Origin of the sequence: Hymenobacter gelipurpurascens (assembly GCF_900187375.1) — a bacterium.
In the GTDB taxonomy this organism is placed as follows: Bacteria; Bacteroidota; Bacteroidia; order Cytophagales; family Hymenobacteraceae; genus Hymenobacter; species Hymenobacter gelipurpurascens.
Genome location: NZ_FYEW01000001.1, coordinates 601,957 through 626,127, shown reverse-complemented (window position 1 = coordinate 626,127; position 24,171 = coordinate 601,957). Strand labels below are relative to the sequence as shown.

18 protein-coding genes are annotated in these 24,171 nt (G+C 56.3%); 15 read left to right on the top strand and 3 right to left on the bottom strand.

All coding sequences use genetic code 11. The features are described from left to right. Position 1 precedes the first annotated feature (1 nt). The 5 genes from CFT68_RS02520 (at position 2) to CFT68_RS02500 (ending at position 8,206) form a co-directional block, all read left to right on the top strand. A complete protein-coding gene (locus CFT68_RS02520) occupies positions 2 to 4,513 on the top strand; it encodes a DUF7619 domain-containing protein (RefSeq protein WP_088841851.1) in 4,512 nt (1,503 codons plus the stop codon). 55 nt (positions 4,514 to 4,568) lie between these two features. After that, positions 4,569 to 4,880, top strand: coding sequence for a hypothetical protein (locus CFT68_RS02515; RefSeq protein ID WP_088841850.1), 312 nt, complete (start codon positions 4,569 to 4,571; stop codon positions 4,878 to 4,880). Beyond that, on the top strand, positions 4,877 to 5,266 hold the full coding sequence (locus CFT68_RS02510; RefSeq protein ID WP_088841849.1) for a hypothetical protein: 390 nt from the start codon (positions 4,877 to 4,879) through the stop codon (positions 5,264 to 5,266). Before CFT68_RS02515 ends, CFT68_RS02510 begins: the two co-directional genes overlap by 4 nt. Before the next feature lie 107 nt (positions 5,267 to 5,373). Beyond that, a complete protein-coding gene (locus CFT68_RS02505; RefSeq protein WP_088841848.1) occupies positions 5,374 to 6,198 on the top strand; it encodes a mechanosensitive ion channel family protein in 825 nt (274 codons plus the stop codon). Positions 6,199 to 6,421: 223 nt separating this feature from the next. Next, positions 6,422 to 8,206, top strand: a complete 1,785-nt coding sequence (locus CFT68_RS02500) for a chloride channel protein (protein WP_088841847.1) — start codon at positions 6,422 to 6,424, stop codon at positions 8,204 to 8,206. Between the two features lie 80 nt (positions 8,207 to 8,286). Here the strand turns inward: CFT68_RS02500 and CFT68_RS02495 are convergent, their stop codons facing one another. Beyond that, positions 8,287 to 9,477: a cation:proton antiporter domain-containing protein gene (locus CFT68_RS02495; RefSeq protein WP_088841846.1), complete on the bottom strand. Its 1,191-nt coding sequence runs from the start codon at positions 9,475 to 9,477 to the stop codon at positions 8,287 to 8,289. Between the two features lie 99 nt (positions 9,478 to 9,576). Here CFT68_RS02495 and CFT68_RS02490 point away from each other — a divergent pair, with 99 nt between their 5' ends. Continuing rightward, positions 9,577 to 10,833, top strand: coding sequence for a BaiN/RdsA family NAD(P)/FAD-dependent oxidoreductase (locus CFT68_RS02490; protein WP_088841845.1), 1,257 nt, complete (start codon positions 9,577 to 9,579; stop codon positions 10,831 to 10,833). A 19-nt stretch (positions 10,834 to 10,852) separates the two neighbouring features. Here the strand turns inward: CFT68_RS02490 and CFT68_RS02485 are convergent, their stop codons facing one another. Beyond that, complete coding sequence (locus CFT68_RS02485; RefSeq protein WP_088841844.1) at positions 10,853 to 11,152, bottom strand: hypothetical protein; 300 nt, start codon at positions 11,150 to 11,152, stop codon at positions 10,853 to 10,855. Between the two features lie 197 nt (positions 11,153 to 11,349). Here CFT68_RS02485 and CFT68_RS02480 point away from each other — a divergent pair, with 197 nt between their 5' ends. Then, positions 11,350 to 12,798, top strand: coding sequence for a diadenylate cyclase (locus tag CFT68_RS02480; protein WP_170934676.1), 1,449 nt, complete (start codon positions 11,350 to 11,352; stop codon positions 12,796 to 12,798). Positions 12,799 to 12,977: 179 nt separating this feature from the next. Here the strand turns inward: CFT68_RS02480 and CFT68_RS02475 are convergent, their stop codons facing one another. Continuing rightward, positions 12,978 to 13,967: an aldo/keto reductase gene (locus CFT68_RS02475; protein WP_088841842.1), complete on the bottom strand. Its 990-nt coding sequence runs from the start codon at positions 13,965 to 13,967 to the stop codon at positions 12,978 to 12,980. Positions 13,968 to 14,558: 591 nt separating this feature from the next. Here CFT68_RS02475 and CFT68_RS21420 point away from each other — a divergent pair. The 8 genes from CFT68_RS21420 to CFT68_RS02435 all read left to right on the top strand — a co-directional run bounded on the left by CFT68_RS21420 (position 14,559) and on the right by CFT68_RS02435 (position 24,080). After that, the gene (locus tag CFT68_RS21420; RefSeq protein ID WP_141106404.1) at positions 14,559 to 15,335 is read left to right on the top strand and encodes a hypothetical protein; all 777 of its coding nucleotides are present in this window, start codon (positions 14,559 to 14,561) and stop codon (positions 15,333 to 15,335) included. Between the two features lie 45 nt (positions 15,336 to 15,380). After that, positions 15,381 to 18,158 carry a TonB-dependent receptor gene (locus CFT68_RS02465; protein ID WP_088841840.1) on the top strand — a complete coding sequence of 926 codons (2,778 nt, stop codon included), beginning with the start codon at positions 15,381 to 15,383 and terminating at the stop codon, positions 18,156 to 18,158. Positions 18,159 to 18,165: 7 nt separating this feature from the next. Further along, complete coding sequence (locus tag CFT68_RS02460; RefSeq protein WP_088841839.1) at positions 18,166 to 19,326, top strand: DUF4249 domain-containing protein; 1,161 nt, start codon at positions 18,166 to 18,168, stop codon at positions 19,324 to 19,326. A gap of 35 nt (positions 19,327 to 19,361) precedes the next feature. Next, positions 19,362 to 21,809, top strand: a complete 2,448-nt coding sequence (locus tag CFT68_RS02455; RefSeq protein WP_141106403.1) for a hypothetical protein — start codon at positions 19,362 to 19,364, stop codon at positions 21,807 to 21,809. 131 nt (positions 21,810 to 21,940) lie between these two features. Continuing rightward, positions 21,941 to 22,429 (top strand): DUF4112 domain-containing protein, encoded by a 489-nt coding sequence (locus CFT68_RS02450; protein ID WP_088843642.1) that lies wholly within the window; start codon positions 21,941 to 21,943, stop codon positions 22,427 to 22,429. 84 nt (positions 22,430 to 22,513) lie between these two features. Continuing rightward, on the top strand, positions 22,514 to 22,951 hold the full coding sequence (locus CFT68_RS02445) for a hypothetical protein (protein ID WP_088841837.1): 438 nt from the start codon (positions 22,514 to 22,516) through the stop codon (positions 22,949 to 22,951). Then, entirely contained in the window at positions 22,948 to 23,643 is a 696-nt protein-coding gene (locus CFT68_RS02440; protein ID WP_088841836.1) for an SCO family protein, read from the top strand. The genes CFT68_RS02445 and CFT68_RS02440 overlap by 4 nt, the downstream gene beginning before the upstream one ends. Beyond that, positions 23,640 to 24,080, top strand: a complete 441-nt coding sequence (locus CFT68_RS02435) for a c-type cytochrome (RefSeq protein ID WP_088841835.1) — start codon at positions 23,640 to 23,642, stop codon at positions 24,078 to 24,080. The genes CFT68_RS02440 and CFT68_RS02435 overlap by 4 nt, the downstream gene beginning before the upstream one ends. Positions 24,081 to 24,171 lie beyond the last annotated feature (91 nt).

The following is a 24,171-nucleotide window of genomic DNA, read 5'->3' as shown; positions in this document are numbered from 1 at the left end:
CATGCGTACGTTTTATGTATGGTGCTGCCTGCTGCTCTTGCCGCTCGCTGGCCTGGCGCAAGCATCTGCTGAATTTCAGCTGAAGGGTGTTATTGGTACGCCGCTTGAGAGTCCGCGCGATGTGGCCGCAAATGCACACAGCTTTGTCTATGTGCTGGATAATGGGCATGTCACGAAGCTAGACGAGCAAGGCCGATTTGTAGCGCAGCTTGACCCCAACAGCCCGGATCCTGCTAAGGCCAAACTGGCCAATATCCTGGCCATAAGCACCGATGCAGCCGGCAACTTTTATGTGGCCGATAAAGGCGCCCGTGAGGTTCGCAAATTCAGCCCTCAGGGCCAGCAGCTGCTAACTTTCACCCATGCCAAATGGACGGCGGACCCTTCCATCAGCAGAGACAGCTACCCCGAGAACCTAACGATAGATGCGGCGGGCAATGTGTATGTAGTAGAGCCGCTCCGGATACTAAAATTCAATGCGCAGGCCCAGCTACAGTGGATCTACGACCCAATTATATCACGAACCGAGAGTGTAGTGACTCTCTCGGCTTATAAAGATATTGTAACTGACGTAAAGGGACACGTTTTCATTCTGGACGGCGCCTATGACGTCATGACTCTCAGTGCCAACACGGGGGAACTGCAACAGACGTTTTCCATTAAAGCCGGCTCTAATAACCTGCAGGCCCGTTACAGCTTAGCGTTAGATGCCGCCGGGAATTTCTATACACTGAACGGTATTGCTATTTCTAAATTCAACTCTGCCGGCGTTTACCAGAGCATACTCATGCCCGGGTTTACGACGGAAACCAATACGCTGCATTTTGACGAAGAGGGCAGTTTATATGTTTCCACGGCCCGGGTCCAAACCCGCTACGATCATACGGGCGGCGCCCAGCTGTGGAAGCTAAATTCTGCCGGTCAGCCAGTCGGCCAATGGGGAAATCAGACTGGCTTCACTTTCTTAACTCAGGATAAATCAGGCGATTTTTACGTCTATGATGCTATCAAAAGGCAGCTTGTAAAGTATGCTTCCAATGGTCAGAAGATAAATCGTTTCCCCAATACAGGGACTCCAGGCGAGTTTTTGGGTAGCGACTTTGTACTGGGAATAGTGACTGATATGAGTAACAATATTTATGCGCTACAATATGACCTTAAGACCACCTCTCTCAAGAAATTCAATGCACTAGGGCAGTACATTAGTAAAATTACTATTCCCAGTGTTACACAGGGCGGGCCAGATTATTCAACCCTTGGTATAGGGCCGCTTGGAGAGATTTATGTGACGGATAGTTACTCTGGCATCATATATAAACTAGACCAATACGGCCGGCCGGTGCTGCATTTCGGCAGTAAGGGCCGAGGCGCCGGTCAGTTTGATACACCCAAAGCCATTGCGGTAGATGCCCGGGGCTTTGTGTATGTAACCGATATCAATGGGCACAGACTCCAAAAATTCAGCTCGACCGGTCAGTTTATCCGCGAGAGTAAGAACCTGACGGCTATTGATGATACGTACCCTAGATGCTATGTGGGCATTAGCGTTGATGCGGCCGGCAGGGTGTTTATCGGCTCTACGCTCGATGCGTTTGTGCAGGTATATGACGCTACTGGCACCCTTGCCAGTCGAATTCCCGGGACGTTCAGCTATCCTTCTATTAACCTGCAAGGCACCCGGCTGCTTGCCCTCAACCATGACCGGGATGCGGTGCACATTTTCACTGCTACAAACCCTACTGGAGCGCGTAAAGGTCTGATAACCGGGCGTATTTTTCAGGACCTGAATTATGCCTGCGCCCCCAAAACGGCCCCGGCCCTCCCCAATATAGCCGTGATAGCCGAGCCAGGTGGTTACTATGGCTACAGCGACGAAAACGGCAACTACTCCATTGCCGCGGATACAGGCACCTATACCGTTCGGCAGCTGCTACCCCAGGAGCCCGGCCGTACTATCCTGCAGACCTGTACCACGGCCACTACTGTGCATTTGGCCGAATATGATAGTTCCGTGCCGGGTCCGGACTTCGGTAATCAACTTTCGGCTATGCCTTATCTAAGTGTGAGCGTGGCCTCTAACCGGCGTCGGCGCTGCTTCCGCAATACCACCACGGTGGCCTACAGCAACACGGGCTTTGTAGCCGTTGCCGATGCCAAGGTGATGGTAGAGTTGCCGCAGCATGTGTTGTTTATTTCGGCAAATATGCCGCATACCCAAGATGCCCGAGGGAATTATGTATTCGACGTCGGCACCTTGCAGCCAAACCAGCACGGCACCATTACCATTCTGGATTCGGTTGCGTGTGGTGACGCCAGCATTCGGGGCTTGACGGTATGCACCAAAGCCTGGATCACTCCGGTTAACACTTACCCTCCTCCACCCAACTGGAATGAGGCCTCTATTACAGTGGCTGGCACCACTCAGCCAGGGAATCAAGCGCGCTTCACTATCCGAAATACCGGCAAAGGCTCTACTACCGATAGCCTAAACCTGCGGGTGTACCAGGATGCCCAGCTGGCCTTGATACACCGCTACTCTCTGCCCGCCGCCGACAGCCTCGTGCTGCGGATTCCGGCCACAGGCCAGGTAGTGCGGGTAGAAGCCGACCAGCCGCTAGGGCACCCCCTAAAGGCCACCGCTAGTGCCAATGTAGAGCTGCCCGGCAGGGTTACTAATGGGCAGCCTAGTGCAGCCATGATGGCCTTCCCGCCCGATGACGCCGAGCCCGAAAAAGCCGAAGACTGTCAGCCAATTCTGGACTCCTATGATCCCAATGACAAGCATGTGCTTCCGGCGGGGCTCACGGCCCAACACTACACGCCCACCAACACAGCACTCCGCTACCAGGTGCGCTTTCAGAACACCGGCAACGATGTGGCCTACCGGGTGGTAGTGGTAGATACGCTGGATGCCGGGCTGGATATCAGCACGCTACAGGTAGGCGCCGTCTCCCACCCCTACCACCTGAGCATCACGGGCCAAGCTAGGCCAGTACTTACCTTCACCTTTGATAATATCCTGCTCCCCGACAGCAGCCACAACCTGCTAGGCAGCAATGGGTTTGTGCAGTTCAGCATTCAACCCCGAAGTGGCCTAGCGCCAAAAGCCAGCATAGAAAACTTCGCTGATATATTCTTTGATTACAACGAGCCCGTCCGGACCAACACTACACTGAACCGAATTTTCGATGTACCCCCTTCCGTGGTACCGGGCTTGGAGCTGGCTGCGAAGGATGTCGTTGTATCTCCCGGTATTAGCGGCTTCTCGCCGGCTCAGGGGCGGGCGGGCACGCTGGTTACCATAACGGGGCAGCATTTTGCGCCCTCTACAACTGGTAATCAGGTACGGTTCCAGGGCACGGCAGCCCAAATTCTCCAGGTCACTCCTACTTCGCTCACGGTGCGGGTGCCGGCGGGCGCAACTCCGGGCCGGATTCAGGTTATCACCCCTGATGGTTCTGCCCATTCCACGGCCAGCTTTACGGCCTTTCTGCCTCCTACACTTACATCTCTTTCCGCCGAAGAGGGAATTCCAGGCACCATACTTACACTTACGGGCGCCCATTTCTCACCAGTGCCTGATCAGGATACGGTTACGATAGGTGGCCTAGCGGCTCGCGTAGTACTCGCCACTTCCTCCCGCCTAGATGTAGAGGTACCTCCAGGCGCACCAGTAGGCCATATTCTGATAAAAACTCTTGGTGGCCAGGCAGAAAGCCTGTCACTTTTCAAAACGTGGCACCCGCCTACCCTCACGATTTCCAGCCCAGGAAAAGGCAAAGCTGGCAGCTCTGTTACGCTTACCGGCACCAACTTCTCGGAAGTACCTACTCGCAACACGGTGCTGTTCGGGGCTACCTCGGGAGTAGTGCTGCAGGCCTCTGCCACCCAGCTGCTCGTGCGCGTGCCCACCTTGGCAGCATCTGGGCCGATAGAGGTACAAACGCCAGGCGGCAAGGCTACTACGGCTACGGAGTTTACGTTTATTCCAGCGCCGGTCATCAGCAGCTTCTCGCCGGCTGAAGGCAGTGCGGGCACCTTGGTTACGATTGAGGGACGGAATTTTCTGGCTGATGGCCAGACCGACACCGTGTACTTTGAGGGAGTGCCCGCCAAGCTTGTGAGCAGCAGCCCCACACAGATTGTGGCTGAAGTGCCAACAGGGGCACGCTCAGGCTTACTTTCAGTCGCCGGAGCCGGTGGCCCCGGCCTGTCGGCCACAAAGTTTGTGGTACCAGTTGCAACAGCGGCAGATGCAGCACTTTCCTCCGCTCTTACGCTGTATCCTAACCCAACGGCAGGCCAGCTGACGCTTGACTGGCAGAAAGCGAATGTTGCCGTCCAGCAAATGCAGATTTTTGATGCGCTAGGCCACTTGGTTCTTGCACATAATCTGCGGCAACAGACGGCCCGTACCTTAACCGTAACTCTGGCCCCGAACCGGCCAGGGCTCTATCTGGTTGTAGTATACACGGCCCATGGCACCATCACGAAGCGTATTTCTCTGCTATAATCCTTCGCTCTAGATAGGCCATTCGCTCGTTCTCGCCTGCACTTCCCCTCTCTCCATGCCCAACACCAATTCTCTGCTCAGTGCCACCAAAAAGTGTCCGGCGTGTGGCTTCTGGAGCAACTGGCAGCAACGCCCAGAGGACCGGTGTGAGCGGTGCGGGCAGCTCCTGGATCCGCAACGCCTCCGCAGCGAGCAGGCCCGGCAGAAACAAGCCGAGGAACCACTGCCCTCGTTCCTGCAGATCCAGATCAACCCCGACGACAGCCCCACCGTGCGCTTCTTCAAGAAGATCATTCGGGGTGGGCAGTTGGCCTTTGCGGCCCTGGTGTCCTTTGTGGTGTGGTTCCTGACGCTGCTGGCCGGATGAAGAAGTGGCCTAGCGAGCTACGGCATCCGTTATTTCTGGTGGGCACAGCGGTGTATGTGGTGGCCGTTGTGTATAAACATGGCGGCTCCCTTTCGGCCCACTGGCCCCTGCCCACGGCAATGCGCTCGTACGTGGCTGATGTGCTGGCCCTGCCCCTAGAGCTGACGATGCTGCTGTGGTTTTTTCGGCGATTCTACTTCCACCGGCCCAGCTTCGTGCTGCCTACGTCCTGGATTTTCAGCACCTGGGTTGTTATGTCGGTGTGGTTTGAAGCCATCCTGCCCCACTTTGATGCTCGCACCACCCCCGATCCGCTCGATATAGTGGCTTACGCGGCGGGTGGTGTGGTTTTCTGGCGCTGGTTGAACCGGCCCGCAGTGGCCTAGCGCCCAACCTTCTGCCCCATATTTTTCGTATACCCCCTCTAAAGCCCCGCTGCCCTTGTGCAACGGGGCTTCTGTTTTAGCCCGCGGGCCAATTTTAGAGGTAGAGTATGGTGCAGGATTTGAGTCGTGTGCTGCTGGCTTACTGGCAGCAGTTTTTAGTTATTCTTCCGAAGCTGCTGGTAGCGCTGGTGCTGCTGGTAGCGGCTGTGTTTCTGGCCAACCGCCTGAGTGCTTTCCTGGGTGGACGGCTCCGAAACCGGTCCGCCGACCCGCTGCTCGGCGACTTTCTGGCCAGCATTGGCAAATGGGTCATGATTTTGGTAGGCTTACTACTGGCCCTCAATATTTTGGGTTTCAGCGGCATTGTAACGGGGCTGATGAGCGCGGCGGGGGTGTCGGCATTTATTGTGGGCTTTGCTTTCAAGGATATAGCCGAAAACTTCCTGGCCGGAGTCATTCTGGCCTTTAACCGCCCGTTTCACATCAACGATACAGTCCAGATCAAAGACCTGATTGGCCATGTGGAGGCCCTCAATCTGCGGACTACACTGGTGCGCACCTTCGATGGCAAGCACATTTTCCTGCCGAACTCCCTGGTCTTGAAAGAGCCACTGATCAACTACACCCGCGACGGCAATCTGCGGCAGGAGTTTCTGGTTAGTGTAGAGCTTGGCGAGACCGAAACGCCCGATTCGGTTATCCATATTATTCTGAATTTTCTGCGCTCAGTGCCGGAGGTGCAGCAGGCTCCCCGCACGCCCTACGTGAATCTGGAGAAAGCCACGGCCACCACCGTCGACCTGCGGGTGTACTTCTGGACCGATTCTGAAGACTACCGCCGGGGCGTGCTGCAACAGAAAAGCCGCCTGATGCAGCAGGTAAAGCAGGAGCTTCTGGGCGCCGGGGTGGGAGTACCTGTTCTTGGGCAGTAGGTTACCAAGTGGCCTAGGCCAGTATAAAGTGCGTAAGTTGCCCCAGGTTCTTCCGGCGCCGGAAATAAACACGCTTCAGCTACGTTGCGGTGCTGTCCGGCGCCTAGCCAGAAGGAAACCGGCGGCGGCGTGCCTATCCGGCGACTTTTGTCGTTAGTTTAAACAGCGCTATCCTAACGCCGCAGAAAAATCTGCAAGGGCGAGTGTCTGATGTTGCGTGCTTATGCCCAAGAATACTTTTCATCGGCTGCTGAGTCCTCTGTTGTTGTGGCGCCTGCGTCATCTCAACGACCGGGTGTACCTGATACTGGTGAGTATTTTGGTAGGCGTGCTTTCCGGGTTGGCGGCGGTAGTGCTTAAAACCTCCGTGCACGATGCCCAGCATTGGCTGTATGCCTGGGTGCCAGAGCAATACCAAGTGTTTGCCCTGTCTCTCTACCCTATTATTGGGGTGGCCCTCACGGTGTTGTTTACGCGCTATTTTCTGGGCGGCAACCTCGGGCGCGGCATTGGGGCTATCATCTACAATATTGCCCGGCAAGGCAGCATAGTGCCCCGCAGCAAGCTGTACTCCCAGCTGGTTTCGTCGTTCCTGACGGTTACGTTTGGCGGGTCGGCGGGTCTGGAGGCCCCTATTTCGGTTACGGGTTCGGCCATTGGCTCCAATACGGCCCGGGTGCTGCGCATCGGTCGGCGCGAGCGGCGCCTGCTCACGGGGTGCGGGGCGGCAGCGGGTGTGGCAGCTATCTTCAACTCGCCTATTGCGGGCGTGCTGTTTGCCGTGGAGGTTATTCTGTCGGAGCTGTCGGCGGCGTTTTTCGTACCGCTGCTCATCTCGTCGGCCACTGCCACAGTGGTTTCAAAAGCCCTCTATGCAGGCCAGCCCTTCGTGCTGATTACGACCAGCTGGCCCGTAGATGCGGTGCCTTTCTACCTGATGCTGGCTGGCTTCACGGCGCTACTCTCCGTCTACATGATTCGGGTATACTTCTGGGCCGATAAGTTTTTTGAGCGCTGGCCTGGCACCTACCGCAAGGTGCTGCTGGGTGGCCTAGGGCTAGGTTTGCTGGTTTTCGTCTTTCCGCCGCTCTATGGCGAGGGCTACAACATTGTGCAGCTGCTGCTGGGCGGCCACGCCGAGCAACTCGTGGACGGCTCCTTGTTTGCCGTGTACCGCGACGAGAGTGTAGGCCTGTTGCTGCTGGTAGCCGGCGGTAGTATGCTGCTGAAAGTAGTGGCCACCACCATCACCATCGGGGCTGGCGGTAACGGGGGCATGTTCGGTTCCTCGCTGTTTGCAGGCGCGCTGATGGGCTTTATTTTTGCCCGCCTGATCAACCTGAGCGGCATCTACCCTATTTCGGAGGTGCACTTCATTGTGCTGGGCATGGCGGGTACGCTGGCTGGCGTAGTGCACGCCCCGCTTACCGGCATCTTCCTGATTGCGGAAATCACGGGCGGTTATGCGCTTTTCGTGCCTTTGATGGTGGTAACGTCTGGCTCTTACCTGATTACGCGCTATTTCGAGCCCTACTCTGTATACACTCGCAAGCTGGTGCAGCGCGGCGTGTATGTACACCACGACCGCGACCGGGGGCTCCTGGCCCAGCTGGACTTACATCAGTTAGTACAGACGGATTTCCTTACGGTTCACCCCGATGATACGCTGGGAGAGTTGGTAGTCGCCTTCCGCCACGCAACCCGCAACCTCTTTCCGGTGGTCGATGACCAGGGCCACCTCCACGGCATCATCAGCCTCGATACGGTCCGCGACGCCCTGTTCGACGATGAGCACTACAATACCACCCGCGTGCAGGACCTGATGAGCGAGCCACCAGCTACCGTCCGCCCCGATGATTCCATTCAGGACACGCTGCGCTGCATGGAAGAGTTGGGCGCCTGGGCCTTGCCCGTGGTGGGCGCCGATGAACGGTATCAGGGCTTTATTCTGAAGTCCACTATTCTTTCGAGCTACCGTCGTCAGCTCATCCGGGAAAGCGAAAGCTGAAGGTGAAGTGTGGCCTAGGGGCATAATTAGCGCATCTTGGGCAAGCTGCACGGTAAATTCACCACTTCACAAATTCACCGCTAATACTCTCCTATTTCGGGCTCCTCGCGGGCCAGCAGCAGCCCGGCCATCATCAGTAGGCCAGTAAGCAGAATAACCACGAACAGGATATTCTCCCCTACCTCGCCAATGTGGTGCTGCTCCGGAATGCTGTAGAAAAGCAGTACCGTAATCAGGCCTTTGGGGGCGATGAACAACTCCGGAATCAGATCGGTGCGCGCAATGTAGCGCAGGTAGAAGTAGCGGATAGCTGTGAGTACGGCCACAATCAGTACGCCCTGCAGCAGCAGAGTACCACTTATCAGGCTGCTGAGCGTGATGCTGAAGCCGAACAGCAGAAAGAAGAACGTGCGGATTAGAAACGCCGATTCGGCGGTGATACTACGGAGCTGGTGTACCTCTTCCTGCAGCTTTTCTGGCTGGAACCACTTGCGCATCCGCGGTCCTTTCAAGAACAGTTCAGCATTGTTTACGGCCAGCCCAAAGACGAGCACCAGCACCAGAGAGGATAGATGCAGCTTTTTGGCTACGCTATACATCAGGACCAGAAAGGCCAGAATCAGGAAGAACTTCACGTGCAGCCGAATGCGCCCGAGCAGAAACGCCAGGAAGGCCGTGCTGAGGACAGCTACAATCAATACGGCCACTACATCGCGCCCAAACGTGACGACGGACATGCCCTGCGCGAAGTTTTGCTGAAGCGCGAAGTTGAAGAGCATGATGCCGAGGATATCGGAAAAGGTGCTCTCATAGACGATAAACTCCTGCTTCTCGCCCACCAGGTTTGCCACGCTGGGAATGGCAATAGCTGAGCTGATGACGGCCAATGGCACCGCATTGACGAGGCTGGTTTGAAAGCTCACGCCCAGCCACAGCTGCAGAATACCAGCAATGGCGGCGGCCTGCACCACTAGCATGAGCACCGCCGCAAAGAAGGAGCGCCGGATCAGAGGCGCTTTGTCGCGGCTGAGCTTCAGATCAAGTGCGCCCTCTAGCACAATCATGATTAGCCCAATGACGCCGAATATTTCCAGCACCACCTTCGGAATCGGCACCACTACATCGAAATAATCGGCGGCCTGCCGCAGGGCAATACCGGTGAGCAGCAACATCAGTACCGATGGAATCTTGGTAGCGCGAGCCGCCAGATCAAACAGGTACGAAAGCATAATGGCCAAGCTCAGGCCAATCAGAATAGAATAGGAGCCCATGCAGCAAAAAAATGGTCCAACAGCTCAACGATACGTAGAAAATGATGCTTTAACTGAACTCTGCACTGCCGTAGGCCACTTCGCCTCTACCTTTGCCCCATGCAAAGCGCAGCTGATTCAGGAACTCAAGTAGCCATAATTGGCGGTGGCCCGGCAGGAATGCTGGCCGCCCAGCGCCTGGCGGAAGCCGGCCACCGCGTCACTATTTACGAAGCGCAGGCCACGGTGGGCCGCAAGTTTTTAGTGGCGGGCCATGGCGGCTTCAACCTGACCAATGCCGAGCCACTACCTTCCTTCTCGGCGCGCTATGCGGCGCACCAGCCGCGTTTTCAGGAGTTTCTAGGCCACTTCTCCCCCTCTGATCTGCGCCAATGGACTACTCAGCTGGGCATTCCGACCTTTGTGGGCACCAGTGGCCGCGTATTTCCGGAGGCCGACTACAAGCCCGCTCAGTTGCTAAAGGCCTGGCTGGCGCGGCTAGGCCAGTTGGGCGTTATAATCCGGACGCGGCACCGCTGGCTTGGTTTTGCGGGGGCTAGTGGCCTACGGATATTGAATGAGGCCACAGGGGAAGAAATCAGCATCAATCCGGCCGTTACCATCCTGGCGTTGGGCGGGGCCAGCTGGCGCAAAACCGGCTCCGATGGCCTCTGGACAACGGCTCTGACTGAAATTGGCGTACGCTGCACGCCGTTTCAGCCTTCCAACTGTGGCGCCGAAGTAAACTGGTCGGCTTTCTTCCGGGAAAAAGTAGGCAGAGCCCCGCTGAAGAATATTGCCGTCAGCTGCGGCCCGCACACAGTGCGCGGCGAAATTATGCTGACCGAATACGGGCTGGAAGGCACGCCGGTGTACGCCCTCACGCCTGCCTTGCGTGAAGCGTTAGGCCACTCCAACCCGGCACCACTGCTGCTCAACCTCAAGCCCGACCTCTCGTGGGAGGCCTTGCGCCAACGCTTAGCCCAACGGCGCGCGGGTACTACACTGGCTTCCTTTCTGAGTAGTGCGCTTCGGCTGGGGCCACCCGTTCCTACGCTCTTGCGCGAAGTAGGGCCCGCCGCACTGCCCACTTCTCCCGAGGAACTGGCCCACCTGCTCACGCACCTGCCGCTGCCCGTGAGTGGCCTACGCCCTCTGGATGAAGCCATCAGTACGGCTGGTGGAGTAGCTTGGGAGGAATTGAATGAGCACCTGATGTTGCACCAGCGCCCCGGCACGTTTGTGGCCGGCGAAATGCTCGATTGGGAAGCTCCCACGGGAGGGTATCTGTTGCAAGGGTGCTTCAGCACCGGTGCCTGGGCGGCACAAGGAGCGGCCAGGTGGCTGGCTCAAAATGCCAAAATTTTCTTTGGTTGATAGCCGCGAAAAGCGCCAGCTAAGCACCCTGCTCCCGCACTTTCTCTGCTGCTTCGGCAGCGGCCAGAATGGCTTTGGCTTCATCGAGCAGGCGCTGGCCGTGGTTGAGGTGGTAGCGCAGCAGCAGGACAAACAGGAAGCAGAATGAGACGAGGGGCAACACCCAGCTTAGGGCAAACCACAGCCAGAAAGAGCGCCCGTAGCTTTTAGCGCAATATGCCGTGGTAAAAGCCAGCACCGCCAGTCCCATCGTCAGGGCCAGGACCAGTAGAGGGGCCAGCAGCAGCATGGGGTTAGGAATCATGGCGGTGGAAAGCATATGACTATCTTAAAATACGAAAAGTCAGCTAGAAGTGCAAAGCTGGCCAGCAATTGATTCGCGCTCAGAGTATAACGAGTGGCCTAGCGGGATGTTTAGGGAAGTTGGCCGGAATGTTGCCGGGAGCAGGCCACCATCCGTATGCTTTTTCCGTACTTGTTGGCATCTGCCCTCCCTCGTTTCCGCTTGCCTACCCTATGTGGGAAAATCAAAGTCTTTTCCGCGTCTCGGCCCAGCTCTTTGCCGATGGCGTATTCAACCTGCTTGACCGTACGCTCAAACCAGAAGTTTTTCTGCTAGGCCTAGCCTCGGCCAGAGAGGCAGATGCTCCCGAAGCCGTTGTGGTAGAACCGGTTACACACCGCTACTTACCCACCGATTTTACTGCTGTAAAAGCCCGGGCTGCCGCCTTGGAGCCCGACGGTCCGCGCGAAGTGGTGTACCACCTGCACCCCCTCGACCACGACCGCTACGAGAAGCAGCGCTGGTACGGCTTGTTGCGCCGCGCCACCGAGCATACCCTCAACGACTTGGTAACTAAACGCCAGGAAGACCGCGTAAGCTTTTGCTCGTTGCCTGTAGGCGTCTACAACTATCAGGTAGTCATTGTATTACAACTCTCGGCAGAAGCCTACCACGGCTACTACTGCTTGCCGGGCAAGGGCGGCAGCCGCTCTACCTCTCTGCTGGCGGCTACTATTCAGGAGTTTCTCCAGGATGCTTCCCGGGGCCTACGCGAATCGGATACCGACGATGACCGGCCGGTTCTCGACCGCGACTACAACGAAGTGCTGCGGGCCGCCGGCCGCCGCTTTATGCTGGGCGCCGCCGCGGGCACGCACGGCCTCTACGATGCCTGCAATGGCATTGCGGCCCTGCGCCATGAAGGCGATGAAGGCGTCGGCACCATGATTGTCTCGCGGCGCAACCATCCGGCCGTGGTACCTATCCTGACGCTGGACTCCCCTATTCCGCTGCGCGACTACCGCCGCATCCGGAAGCTACTGGAGCTCAGCGAAGACCGCAACGCCCTGCTCACCGATGCCTCCGATGTTTTCGGACTGGGCTATCTGGTAGAACGCTCCGACCCGCAGTATGAGCCCCTGTTTACCGTGGCCTTTACCAACCACTATAGCTGGGAGCTAAGCCACGATGGGCACACCATGATGAAGGTGGTCTCGAATACGCCCCGCCTACCACAGGGGACGGTGGATGAGGACAATTTCTCGGTGGCCATCCGGCGGGTTTTCCCCGATGTTGACGCCGCCGGCGTGGCTTACCTCTGGGAACTTACCCTGAAAGCCACGGCTCAAACCAACGGCACCATTCTGGTAATTTCCGAAGGTGCCGCGCAGGAAGCGGCCCGCCTCACGCGGCAGTGCTTTCGCGTGGCCCCACGCCTCATGACGCCCTCAGTGCTGCGGCTAGTTACCAACATCGATGGTGCTGTGCTCATCAATCCGGCCGGCACGTGCTATGCCATTGGGGCCATTCTGGACGGCCTAGCCACCGAAAAGGGCGATTCTTCCCGCGGCTCCCGCTATAATTCGGCTCTCCGTTATGTAGAGTCGAGCCGCTACCCTGTGCTGGCCATTGTAGTGAGTGAGGATGGCTGGATCGACCTGCTGCCGCCGGTAAGACGCTAATTATCAGCAGGCCTAGGCCTGTTGTCCCCAGCAACATTATACGCAGTCTAGCGCTGCCTCTCTCAGCGAGTAAAGCACATCACCCCCACAGCCGAACGACTGGCCTAGACGCACTACGTAGAGCGCCTAGGCCAGTCGTTCGGCTGTGGGGGTGATGTGCTTGCTTAGTATCTGATATTCTACCCGTTAACAGAACCCATCATCTGCTCCGGGTAGCGCATACCGGCCGCCGCTTGTTGAGGGGCAATCTGGTTGATGCGGGCCAGATCTTCCAGGCTAAGCTGAACTTCTGCCGCCCCTACGTTTTCCTCCAGATAAAGTACGCGTTTCGTGCCCGGAATAGGCACAATGTATTCGCCTTGGGCCAGCACCCAAGCCAGCGCCAACTGGCCCGGCGTGATGCCTTTTTCCTCAGCCATTTCTCGTATCCGGGCCACCAGATCCAGATTTTTCTGAAAATTCTCACCCTGGAAACGCGGTGTATGTCGCCGGTAATCATCTTCGGCCAGATCCTCGAACCGCTTAATCTGACCAGTCAGGAACCCGCGGCCCAGCGGCGAATACGGCACAAACCCAATGCCCAGTTCCTGGCAGGTTTGCAGCAGGCCATCTTCCGGCTCTCGGCTCCAGAGCGAATACTCGGTTTGCAGCGCCGTGATGGGGTGCACCAGGTGGGCCCGGCGCACGGTGTCGGCCGCAGCTTCGGAAAGGCCCAGGAAGCGTACTTTGCCTTCTTCCACCAGCCGGCTCATGGCGCCCACAGTTTCCTCAATGGGAGTCTGCGGATCTACCCGATGCTGATAGTAAAGGTCGATGTAGTCGGTTTTCAGGCGGCGCAGGCTGTCCTCGCAAGCCTGTCGTACGTACTCGGGGCGGCCATTGATGCCGCGCTTAGTCGGGTCGTTGGGGTCGCGCTGGATGCCAAATTTGGTGGCCAGCACCACCTGCTCCCGGCGGCCCTGCAAGGCATTACCCAACAACTCCTCGTTGGTATACGGCCCGTACATATCGGCCGTATCGAAAAACGTGACCCCTAGCTCCAGGGCCCGCTCTATCGTACGCAGACTTTCAGCGTCGTTGCGGCCACTATAAAAGTCAGACATGCCCATGCAGCCGAGGCCGAGGGCAGAAACTTGCGGGCCCGATGGACCCAAGGTGCGCTTTTGCATAATAAGGTGCTCGTTTACTGTGATACAGAAAAGATGTAAGAATTTCTACAGCAATAGGTTACTTATTGCCAGAGAAATCTGCCGGGTTGCCCCCTTACGTAGGGGCGTTGCTAACCAACTACCCAGTTCTTTATCAGAAAGTGCGTCCGGAAAGCAGCACTTTTTCTTTGCTTCAAAAACGGCAAAACAGGTTTTCCGTTACCAACCTCAGCTGTTACGCTTAAAAATCGTTTCTTTAGCTTCTGCAACCTATACTACTGGCCTAGGCACCGCTCTCATGCTCCTAGACCACTCGTCTCTCCACCCTTCCACAACCAATGGAGACGAATTCAAGTGACTTCACTTATTTATCTTCTAGTACCCCTTACTAGTGTGCAAATTTTAGCCAGGCAGCCTGCTTTGCCGAAACAATGTTTGCTTATCCCCCATCTAAGGGCTGAGCAGACAACACCGGCAGGGCGTGCAACCCATGTGCGGCTTCCGGCAATGCCCAAAGCAGTAGCATACATCTCTTCTGGAGGGATTACTTAAAGATTAAACCTAAAAAAATATGCTCGTCACTGCCACTAGTTGTTGTTGGCTAGCACTTTTATGAAATTTCATAACCTACCCCTGTTGATGAAGAGATTATTTATAATTAGCTGTTTGGCTTCCGGACTGTGCTTGCCTTACGCCAGTAGTGCCCAATCGGCAAACGCTGCTGCACCAGTTGCAGAGGTAGCTGGCTCGCCTTTAACTAAACGTTATGAAGCAGCCGTTGGCAATAATTCTCGCCTTTATAACGGGCCTGAATATATATTCTATAATAAATTATACAAGACTGTTCAGGGTCATCAGTTTTTTAATACCACGGAAAATCAAAAATCAGAAATAATCTACGACGGATTTAAGTTCTCTGATATTCCGATGCTGTATGATCTTCATCTGGAACAAGTAGTTATAACTACTCCTACCAGCCCCGTGAAGTTGCGCCTTGTAAATGAGAAAGTAAGCTCTTTTACTACCCAGGGCCATACGTTCGTGCGCATCACTACCGATCCGGCCGCAAAGCTTCCCGTCAGTACAGGGTTTTATGATTTGCTAGTGGATAATGGCTTTCAGCTTCTGGTTAAGAGGGAGAAGGAAATGAAAAAGAAAGCCGAACAGGATGGCGTTACGTTAATATTTATCGAATACAGCAAATTTTTTGTAGCAAAAGACAGCACGTATTATCCCATCACCAGCATAAATTCATTTGCCAACCTTTTTCCTGAAAAGAAAGCCGACATTCAAAAATATAGTCGCAGCAATAAATTAAAATTCAATAAAAAGCGTCGGGAAAGCAGCATACTGAAACTTGCCCAATATACTGCCTCATTGCCTAAGTAATTTGGTCTTTCCCTGCTTTTTCGCCGCTACACTATTCTTCTGTGCATGAAAACTCTCTACCGATTATTTTCACTGTTATTCTTCTTTTTACTCAGCACCGTTGGTTACGGGCAAAATGGGGCTGCTCCATTACTTAGCCTAAGCCTTGACAAAGTGCCCTTCGAGCAGTTTGCGAAAGAGGTAGAAGCCAAGGCCCCCTATAAATTTTACTTCGATGCGGCGGCGGTTACTTCAATGGCCATTACGCTGCAGGTGAGCGAGGTTCCTCTCGACACGGTCCTGCGCAGAGTGGCGAAAGGGCGTAACCTGAAATTTGCGGTAGATGCCAGCCACCGCATCTATGTCACGACAGGCGCGCCTATCCGCACCGATCTACCGATCAATTTCTTCCGTCCGGATGGCACCGATGTGGCCTACGAGGATGAACCGGCTCCGGCCGCCGTGCAAAGCGCCCGAGCCCGGGCCCGCTCGGGCAGCACGCTGAAAGCTACGGTAAGCGAAATCGGCATTCAGGGCTCGGCAACGGGCAAAACCGCCACTCTGGCCGGCCACTTGCGCGATAGTAAGACGGGGGAGCCCGTGATTGGGGCCTCCGTGTATATCGAAACACCCAACATCGGTACCACCACCGACCAGTTTGGCTACTATTCTCTCGCGCTGCCGCTTGGCCGCCACGAGCTCAAAATTCGGGGTATTGGCATCAAGAATAGCAGGCGCCTGATTCAGCTGCACAACAATGGCAAGCTGGAAATTGAGGTGGAAGAAGATATTACCACGCTCAAAGAAGTGGTGATTGAGGCCGAGAAAGACCGCAACGTGTCGAGCATGCAAATGGGCGTGGAGCGCCTGGATATCAAAACCATCAAGCAGGTACCCACGGCCTTCGGCGAGGCCGATATTCTGCGCGTAGTACTTACGCTGCCAGGTGTAAAATCGGTGGGAGAAGGCAGCACCGGCCTCAACGTGCGCGGCGGTGGCACCGACCAGAACCTGATTCTGTTCAACGATGCCACGGTGTACAATCCTTCGCACCTGTTCGGTTTTTTCTCCGCCTTCAACCCCGACATTCTTAAGTCGGTGGAGCTGTACAAGAGCGGCATTCCGGCCAAATACGGCGGCCGCCTTTCGTCGGTGCTGGATATTGCTACCCGCGACGGCAACAACAAGAAGTTCTCCGGCTCAGGTGGTATCGGGCTGCTTACCAGCCGCCTGACGCTGGAAGGCCCCATCATCAAGGATAAAACTTCTTTTATCGTGAGCGGCCGTACCAGCTACTCCGATTGGGTGCTGAAAAGACTCCCCAACAGCCAGCTAAAGCAAAGCTCAGCTTCTTTCTACGACCTGAACGCGCACATTACCCACGAAATCAACGAGAAGAACACTATATACATTACGGGCTACCGCAGCAACGACCAGTTTAAGCTAGCCAACGACACGCTGTACAAATACCAGAATGTAAATGGCAGCTTCAAATGGAAGCACATTTTCAATAACAAGCTTTACGGGGTATTAACGGGCGCTCTGAGCCGGTATAACTACAATATTACCAGCGAGGAGAATGCTGTAAACGCTTCTACTCTGCAGTATAAAATTGCCCAGAATAATGTGCAGGCCGATTTCAGTTATTTCCTGAGTCCCAAGCACACCATCGACTTCGGTGCCAGCTCTATCTTGTATAATATCATGCCTGGCAGCCTCACGCCGCTGGGCGCAGAGTCGCTCATCACGCCGGATGTGCTGCCCAATGAAAAGGGACTGGAAAGCGCCCTGTACGCCTCCGACCGGATCGACCTCTCGGCCCGCTTCTCCCTTTCGGTAGGCCTGCGCTATTCCCTCTACAATGCCCTAGGCCCTCGGGATGTGTACCAGTATGCGCCCGGCGTCTCGAAGACTGAAAACACCATAGTAGATACGCTCTCCTATAAATCAGGGGATGTGGCGGCCACGTACCACGGCCCGGAATACCGGCTTTCGGCCAAATATGCTCTCTCCGATAACTCCTCGGTGAAAGCCAGTTTCAACCGGATGCGCCAGTACATTCATATGCTCTCCAACACGGCCTCCATGTCGCCGACGGATACGTGGAAGCTGAGCGACGCCAATATCCGCCCGCAGGTAGGCGACCAGGTATCGGTGGGGTACTACCGCAACTTCAAGAACAACACCATTGAGACATCGGTGGAAACCTACTACAAATCCATGCACGATTTCGTGGATTACAAGAGCGGCGCTACCCTCCTGCTCAACCACCACATCGAAACGGATATTGTGAATGCCGAGGGCAAGGCCTACGGAGTGGAATTTATGGTGCGCAAGCTCACGGGCAAAGTCAATGGCTGGGTGAGCTACACGTATTCCCGCTCGCTGGTCCAGATCAACTCGCCGGCAACTTCTGACATCATCAATGGTGGTAAATACTACCCCAGCAACTTCGATAAGCCACACGATGTCACGATGATTGGCAACTATCGTTTTAGCCGCCGCTTCAGCACTTCGCTTAACTTCAACTACAGCACCGGCCGCCCCATTACGCTGCCCCTGGCCAAGTATACCATCGGCAACTCTACGCGGGTGTATTACTCGGAGCGGAATGAGTACCGCGTTCCAGATTATTACCGCGCCGACTTCGCCCTCAACATCGAAGGCAATCATAAGGTCAAGAAACTCGCGCACAGCTCGGTTACCCTGTCGGTATATAACCTGACGGGCCGCAAGAACCCTTACTCGGTGTACTTTAAGTCAGTAAACGGGCAGATCAAAGGCTACCAGCTTTCCGTATTTGCGAAGCCGATTCCAGGCATTACCTACAACTTTAAATTCTAGGCCGCCGATGCATTCACTCACGAAGCATTGCCTGATCTTGAGCCTGCTATGGCTACTGAGCAGCTGCATCACGCCGTTTGAGCCGGAAGTGAAGGAGGCGAAGCAGAGCTACTTGGTAGTGGATGGCTTTATTAACAGCAACGGTATTACCACTATTGCGCTTTCTCGCACGCTGGCGCTAAAAGCGCCAGCAGCTAACCCAGAAGCTAAAGCGACTCTTTTTATTGAACAGGAAGCGGGCCCCCGCTATGCCCTGCGCGAAACGAAAACCGGCACATACACATCGCAACCCCTCACCCTATCCCCTACAGCGCGGTATCGGCTGGCTATCCGGACCAGCACGGGCCAGGATTATGCCTCCGGCTTTATAGCGGCGCAGTTTACTCCTGCCATTGATTCTATTTCGTGGAGAGCCTCTGATAAGGGTCTGCAACTTTACATGAACACGCATGATGACAACAGCCGAGCACGCCATTTCCGCTGGGAATACGAGGAAACCTGGGAGTTTACTTCGGTAGAATTTTCCATGCTCGTGTATACACCGGCCATGCTGGACTTGCGCAAAGATGATATTTACCATTGCTGGAGGAGCGAAAACTCCACCGCTATCCGCGTCAGCAACACCGTAAGTCTGAATCAGAATATTATTTCGCAGTTTCCGCTTTCTCTTCTGCCCCCCAATTCTCAGAAGCTGCGCTACAAGTACAGCATCCTCGTCAGACAGTATGCACTTACGCCCGAGGAGTTTGCATACTGGGATTTGCTGCGCAAAAACACCGAAACGCTCGGCACCCTTTTCGACCCCTTGCCCTCCCAGCTCACAGGCAACGTGCAGAACGTGACGGATTCGCAAGATCTGGCTCTTGGGTTTGTAGGAGTGCACTCCGAAACCAGTCAGCGCATTTTCATTGAGCGCGGCCAGCTACCCCGTGTCTGGCGCCCCCTCACCGGCTATGAAGACTGCACCCGCATTGATACGCTTACCAGGGGTACCCCAGGCTTTGGGCTTCCAGGTAAGCCTGTGGCTTTTTTCAACACTCCCCTTTATACGCCCATTAATGAGATTTATAAGGGAACCGGAGTGTTTTTTGGCTACACGTACTCCACTACGGATTGCGTGGACTGTCGCAAACGAGGCACCAGTGTGCGGCCTTCTTACTGGCAATAATCCTTTATCAAACAACGACTTATTCCTTCATTAGAATGGGCTTTTATACACTACCCTCTTTCTTCCATCGAAAAGCGTTTGCGACTGGCACCCGAGCGGTGGGGTTGTCGGTGGCGCTGCTGCTGGGCGCGCAGGTGGCCTACGGGCAGTCTGACTCGCTGAGCACCCTGGCCCACCAGTTCAACGCCTATAGCCAGCAGGCCTTGCCGGAAAAACTATACTTGCACCTGGATAGGCCGCTGTATTTGAGTGGGGAGATTCTATGGTTTAAGATCAATGCCGTGGATGGCACGAATCATAAGCCCCTGCCACTTAGCAAGGTGGCCTACGTGGAAGTGCTTGACAAAGAGCAGCGGCCGGTACTGCAAACCAAGGTGCAGCTGCTGCAGGCCAAGGGCCAGGGCTCGTTGGTTCTGCCAGCTTCGTTGGCTTCCGGCAACTACACGGTGCGGGCCTACACCAGCTGGATGAAGAATTTTCCGGCCGATTATTTCTTCCACAGTACCATCACGATTCTCAACACGAGGGCCTCATTGGGGCTGAAAACGGCGAAAGACTCGGCGGCCTATTCGGTTCAGTTCTTCCCCGAAGGCGGCAACCTGGTGAAAGGCGTAGCCAGCAAAGTGGCCTTCAAAATTACGGACAAAGCCGGACGGGGTCTGGCGGCTACGGGCACCCTGCTCGATCAGCAAGGCAAAGCGTTGCAGTCGTTTACTACGCTGAAATATGGCCTAGGCCACTTCACCTTCACCCCCACGGAAACAGGCGGCCCCTATACGGCTGTGGTGAAGCTGCCAACCAAGGAGGCCCTCAGCCGCAAGCTGCCCCCGGTAGCGGCGCAAGGCTATGTGCTGCGCGTGGAAGATGCCAGCCCCCAGCAACTCCGTGTCGCCATCGAATCGACGGTAGCGGGCCAGCCTACGGAAGAACTTTTCCTGCTAGGCCACTCCCGGCAGCAGGTTTCGGTGTCGGCCGCCACGCGCCTGCAAGACGGGAAAGCGGTACTTCTGCTTGATAAGAGCAAGCTGGCCGAAGGCATTACGCACCTCACCGTTTTCAACCACGAGAAAAAGCCGGTGTGCGAGCGGCTGTACTTTACCCGTCCGGCTCCGCAGCTCCAGATTTCGGCCAGCACGGCGCAAAAATCATACGGCAGCCGCGAAAAAGTGAGCTTACAGCTGACTACAGCCAACCAGCAGGCCCAACCGCTGGCGGCCAATATGTCGGTAGCAGTGTTCCGGCTCGACTCGCTGGCGACGTTGGATGCCCCGAATATCCTGAGCTACTTATGGCTCACCTCGGACCTGAAAGGCACCATTGAGAACCCGGACTACTACCTCACGGCCGCCGGGCCAGAAGCCGATGAGGCCCGCGAAAACCTGATGCTGACGCATGGCTGGAGCCGCTTTCGCTGGACCGACGTGCTGGCTAAGCAGGCACCAGCTTTCGAGCACGTTCCGGAGCTGAATGCCTTATCCGTGCGGGGCAGGATTCTGAACAAGACCACCGGCCAGCCGGCCCCCGGTATTTATGCCTACATGGCAACACCCAGCCGCCGAGTCCAGCTGTATAATGCGCTGAGCAACGAGCAGGGCATCATTCAGTTTGAAGCGTCCGAGCTGTATGGCCCCAACGACCTGATTGTGCAGACCAACACCTCGCGCGACAGTGTGTACCGCATTGAGCTGTTGAATCCTTTTTCCCTGAGCTACCGGGCGGGCCGCGTGGCGCCGCTACAGGTGTCGGAAGCAGATAAGCAGGACATTGTGAACCGGAGCCTCGAAATGCAGGTGCAAAATGCCTATTTCAGCCGGCAGCAGGCGCTTTTCAAGCCCCGTCTAACCGACAGCATGGCTTTCTATGGCAAGCCCGATGAGGCCTATATGCTGGATGCGTTTACGCGCTTCAAAGTGCTGGAGGAAGTGATGCGGGAGTATGTGCCCGGCGTGCAGGTGCGCATCCGGAAAGACGGTTTCCATTTCATGAATATGGACCACCTGAACAACGCCATATTCCCGGAAAATCCGATGGTTCTGCTTGATGGTGTGCCCGTGTTCGACATCAACAAAATCATGGCTTTTGACCCGTTGAAGATTCAGAAGCTGGATGTCATCACCAGCAACTACTTCCAGGGCTCGGCCCAATACAGCGGGATTGTCAGCTTCACTACCTACAAAGGCGATTTGGCGGGCTTCCCGGTAGATTCCCGGGCCCTGATTCAGGAGTACGAAGGCTTTCAGCAGCAGCGGGAGTTTTACTCGCCCAGCTACGCCACCCCTGAGGACAAGCAGCGTCGCCTCCCCGATCTGCGCAACCTGCTCTACTGGAACCCCGATGTAACGACCACGGCCGCAGGCAGCCAGACCCTCGAATTCTACACCGGCGACCAGGCCGGCACCTACATGATAGTGGCCCAGGGCATTTCTCCCAACGGCCTTGCCGGCACGGCTCGGTTTACGTTTGAAGTAAAACAAGCCTTGTAGGCCACTCTGCCTCCCTAAAAAACGCCTGCCGGCAAGAACCGTGTTCTTGCCGGCAGGCGTTTTTGTGTTTCTAGGCCACTTTCCCGGCACATAGCCGTATGCCCTTCGTAGCCCCTTACTCTTCCCCGTTCATGAGCACTTTCGACCAAGACAAACGCCTGTTGTGGGTGGAACGCATATCTCACCTGCTCGACAGCCAATTCCGGGTACCCGGCACCACCTGGCGCTTTGGCCTCGACCCGCTCATGGGCCTGATTCCGGTGGTAGGTGGCCTACCGTCGCTGGCCATTTCCGGCGTCCTCATCCTGACGATGATGCGCCACGGGGCCAGCGGCAATCTGGTAATGCGCATGGTTATCAATGTGGTGCTGGATACCCTGATTGGCGCCATCCCGGTGCTGGGCAATATTTTCGACTTCGCCTATAAAGCCAACGACCGGAACGTGCGCCTGCTGCGCCGCCACTATCAGGAGGGCCGGTACCAGGGCAGTGGCCGGGGGCTGATGGTGGGCGTATTGCTGGTGTTGCTGGTGCTTGGTGGGCTACTGGTGTGGGGTGCCTGGGAGCTGGGCTCGTGGGTGTGGCACTACCTCGACCAGCAACCCTGGCAACAGGCCTAGGCCAGTAGATAAAGCCGTTGGAATAAATTCATGGTTTGCTACTGGCCTAGGGCAGCTTCTCTTGCCTAAGCTCACCTATTACTCATGCCCCGGCCTTACCTTTGCGGCGTGAAAATGCTCCGATTTGCCCCGCTGTTGCTCCTGCTCACCTCCTGCCTGTCGTTGCAGAGCGATGAGCAGAAGGCGGAAGCCGCTGAAAAAGCCGTGCTGGCCCGCCACGATGAGTTGATGGCCCAGATGGACCAGCTCTATGATCTGCGCCAGCAACTCCAGAAAACGCCTCCGGCAGACACCGCTGCCACCAGCCGCCAGCGCCAGGCCCTACTGGCGGCCGATGCCGGCATGATGGACTGGATGCACCAGTACCGCCGCCCGGCTGACACCGCCACCGTAGCGCGCCGCCTCACCTATTACGCGGCTCAGCAGCAGCGCATCGATTCCGTGGGCCGCCTGTTTCGCAGTAGCCTCGATTCTGCCCGTCTGTTGCTCAAATCTGCCGCCGCCAACTCCTCTACCCGATGAAAAAGTCCCTTTTAGGCCGCGTAGGCCACTTGCTCTTGGCTTGCTTGCTGGCTAGCGCCACCTTTACCCTACCTGGCTGCACCGAAAAACCCGCCGGCGAAACCCGCCTGCCCTATATCGGTGAGCCGAACGTAGTAGCCAATGCGGCCGGCGGCGCGCCCGATACTATTCCTTACACGGTTCCGTCGTTCACGCTCACCAACCAAGACCGGCAAACCATCACCAACCAAACGTTCGCCGGCAAGGTGTACGTCACCGACTTTTTCTTTGCTACCTGTCCCAGCATTTGCCCCAAAATGCAGAGCGAGCTGTTGCGCGTGTACGAGCAGTTTAAGGGCAACCCCAACGTGCTGTTCCTGAGCCACACCATCGACCCGGCCCACGACTCTATTCCGGTGCTGCGCGACTATGCCGAGCGCCTGGGCATTAAGGATGCCTCGCGTTGGCACTTTGCTACGGCCCCCCACGACACCATTTTCTCCTTGGCCCGCGCCTACATGACGGCCGCTCAGGTAGATAAAGGCGTGGTGGGCGGCTATGCGCACAGCGGCACATTCGCCCTCATCGATTCGCACCGCCGCATTCGGGGCCTCTATGACGGCATGGAGAAGACCGAAGTAGACCGCCTGATAAAGGAGCTGCCCGAGCTGCTGAAAGAAGAACAGGCGGAGCAGGCAACTGCGGCCAAATGAAGCACAAGTCGCTGACTCTGACGGGCTACGGGGCAATAACGGCAGCGGCTTTCGGAACGCTGCTCCTAAGCCTGAGCGGCTGCTTCACGGAGCGCCGCAACGAAGGCGCCCAGCTCTACGCCACCCACTGCTCCAGCTGCCACGGCGACCAGGGCCAGGGCCTGAAGCGCCTGATTCCGCCCGTAGCGGCTGCCGATTACGTGGCCCAGCATCGGGCCGAGCTGCCCTGCCTGATCCGGAAAGGGCTGAAAGGACCGCTGGTTGTCAATGGAATCGACTACAACCAGGTGATGCCCGGCCACGAAGACCTCACCGACTCCCAGATTGCCAACCTGCTCAACTTCGTGCAGCAGAGCTGGGGCAACAAAAACCAGCCTTACACCATCCGGGAGGCCTCAGAGCTGCTAGGCCACTGCAACGGTAGCGACGGGCAATAACGGGTGCCAGAACTGGCCTAGGCCAGTTCTGGTTACCTGAATAACAGCGCGTTGACTATTTGGCGCAGCGTTGGTCCACCCATCTGTTGCA

Excerpts from the sequence above, each read along its gene's own strand:
- CFT68_RS02455 (WP_141106403.1), top strand. The coding sequence starts at position 19,362 with ATGGGCTTTTATACACTACCCTCTTTCTTCCATCGAAAAGCGTTTGCG.
- CFT68_RS02495 (WP_088841846.1), bottom strand. The coding sequence starts at position 9,477 with ATGGGCTCCTATTCTATTCTGATTGGCCTGAGCTTGGCCATTATGCTT.
- CFT68_RS02510 (WP_088841849.1), top strand. The coding sequence starts at position 4,877 with ATGAAGAAGTGGCCTAGCGAGCTACGGCATCCGTTATTTCTGGTGGGC.
- CFT68_RS02435 (WP_088841835.1), top strand. The coding sequence starts at position 23,640 with ATGAAGCACAAGTCGCTGACTCTGACGGGCTACGGGGCAATAACGGCA.
- CFT68_RS02460 (WP_088841839.1), top strand. The coding sequence starts at position 18,166 with ATGCATTCACTCACGAAGCATTGCCTGATCTTGAGCCTGCTATGGCTA.
- CFT68_RS02500 (WP_088841847.1), top strand. The coding sequence starts at position 6,422 with ATGCCCAAGAATACTTTTCATCGGCTGCTGAGTCCTCTGTTGTTGTGG.
- CFT68_RS02485 (WP_088841844.1), bottom strand. The coding sequence starts at position 11,152 with ATGCTTTCCACCGCCATGATTCCTAACCCCATGCTGCTGCTGGCCCCT.
- CFT68_RS02515 (WP_088841850.1), top strand. The coding sequence starts at position 4,569 with ATGCCCAACACCAATTCTCTGCTCAGTGCCACCAAAAAGTGTCCGGCG.
- CFT68_RS02450 (WP_088843642.1), top strand. The coding sequence starts at position 21,941 with ATGAGCACTTTCGACCAAGACAAACGCCTGTTGTGGGTGGAACGCATA.
- CFT68_RS02440 (WP_088841836.1), top strand. The coding sequence starts at position 22,948 with ATGAAAAAGTCCCTTTTAGGCCGCGTAGGCCACTTGCTCTTGGCTTGC.
- CFT68_RS02490 (WP_088841845.1), top strand. The coding sequence starts at position 9,577 with ATGCAAAGCGCAGCTGATTCAGGAACTCAAGTAGCCATAATTGGCGGT.
- CFT68_RS21420 (WP_141106404.1), top strand. The coding sequence starts at position 14,559 with ATGAAATTTCATAACCTACCCCTGTTGATGAAGAGATTATTTATAATT.
- CFT68_RS02465 (WP_088841840.1), top strand. The coding sequence starts at position 15,381 with ATGAAAACTCTCTACCGATTATTTTCACTGTTATTCTTCTTTTTACTC.
- CFT68_RS02480 (WP_170934676.1), top strand. The coding sequence starts at position 11,350 with ATGTGGGAAAATCAAAGTCTTTTCCGCGTCTCGGCCCAGCTCTTTGCC.
- CFT68_RS02445 (WP_088841837.1), top strand. The coding sequence starts at position 22,514 with ATGCCCCGGCCTTACCTTTGCGGCGTGAAAATGCTCCGATTTGCCCCG.
- CFT68_RS02505 (WP_088841848.1), top strand. The coding sequence starts at position 5,374 with ATGGTGCAGGATTTGAGTCGTGTGCTGCTGGCTTACTGGCAGCAGTTT.
- CFT68_RS02520 (WP_088841851.1), top strand. The coding sequence starts at position 2 with ATGCGTACGTTTTATGTATGGTGCTGCCTGCTGCTCTTGCCGCTCGCT.
- CFT68_RS02475 (WP_088841842.1), bottom strand. The coding sequence starts at position 13,967 with ATGCAAAAGCGCACCTTGGGTCCATCGGGCCCGCAAGTTTCTGCCCTC.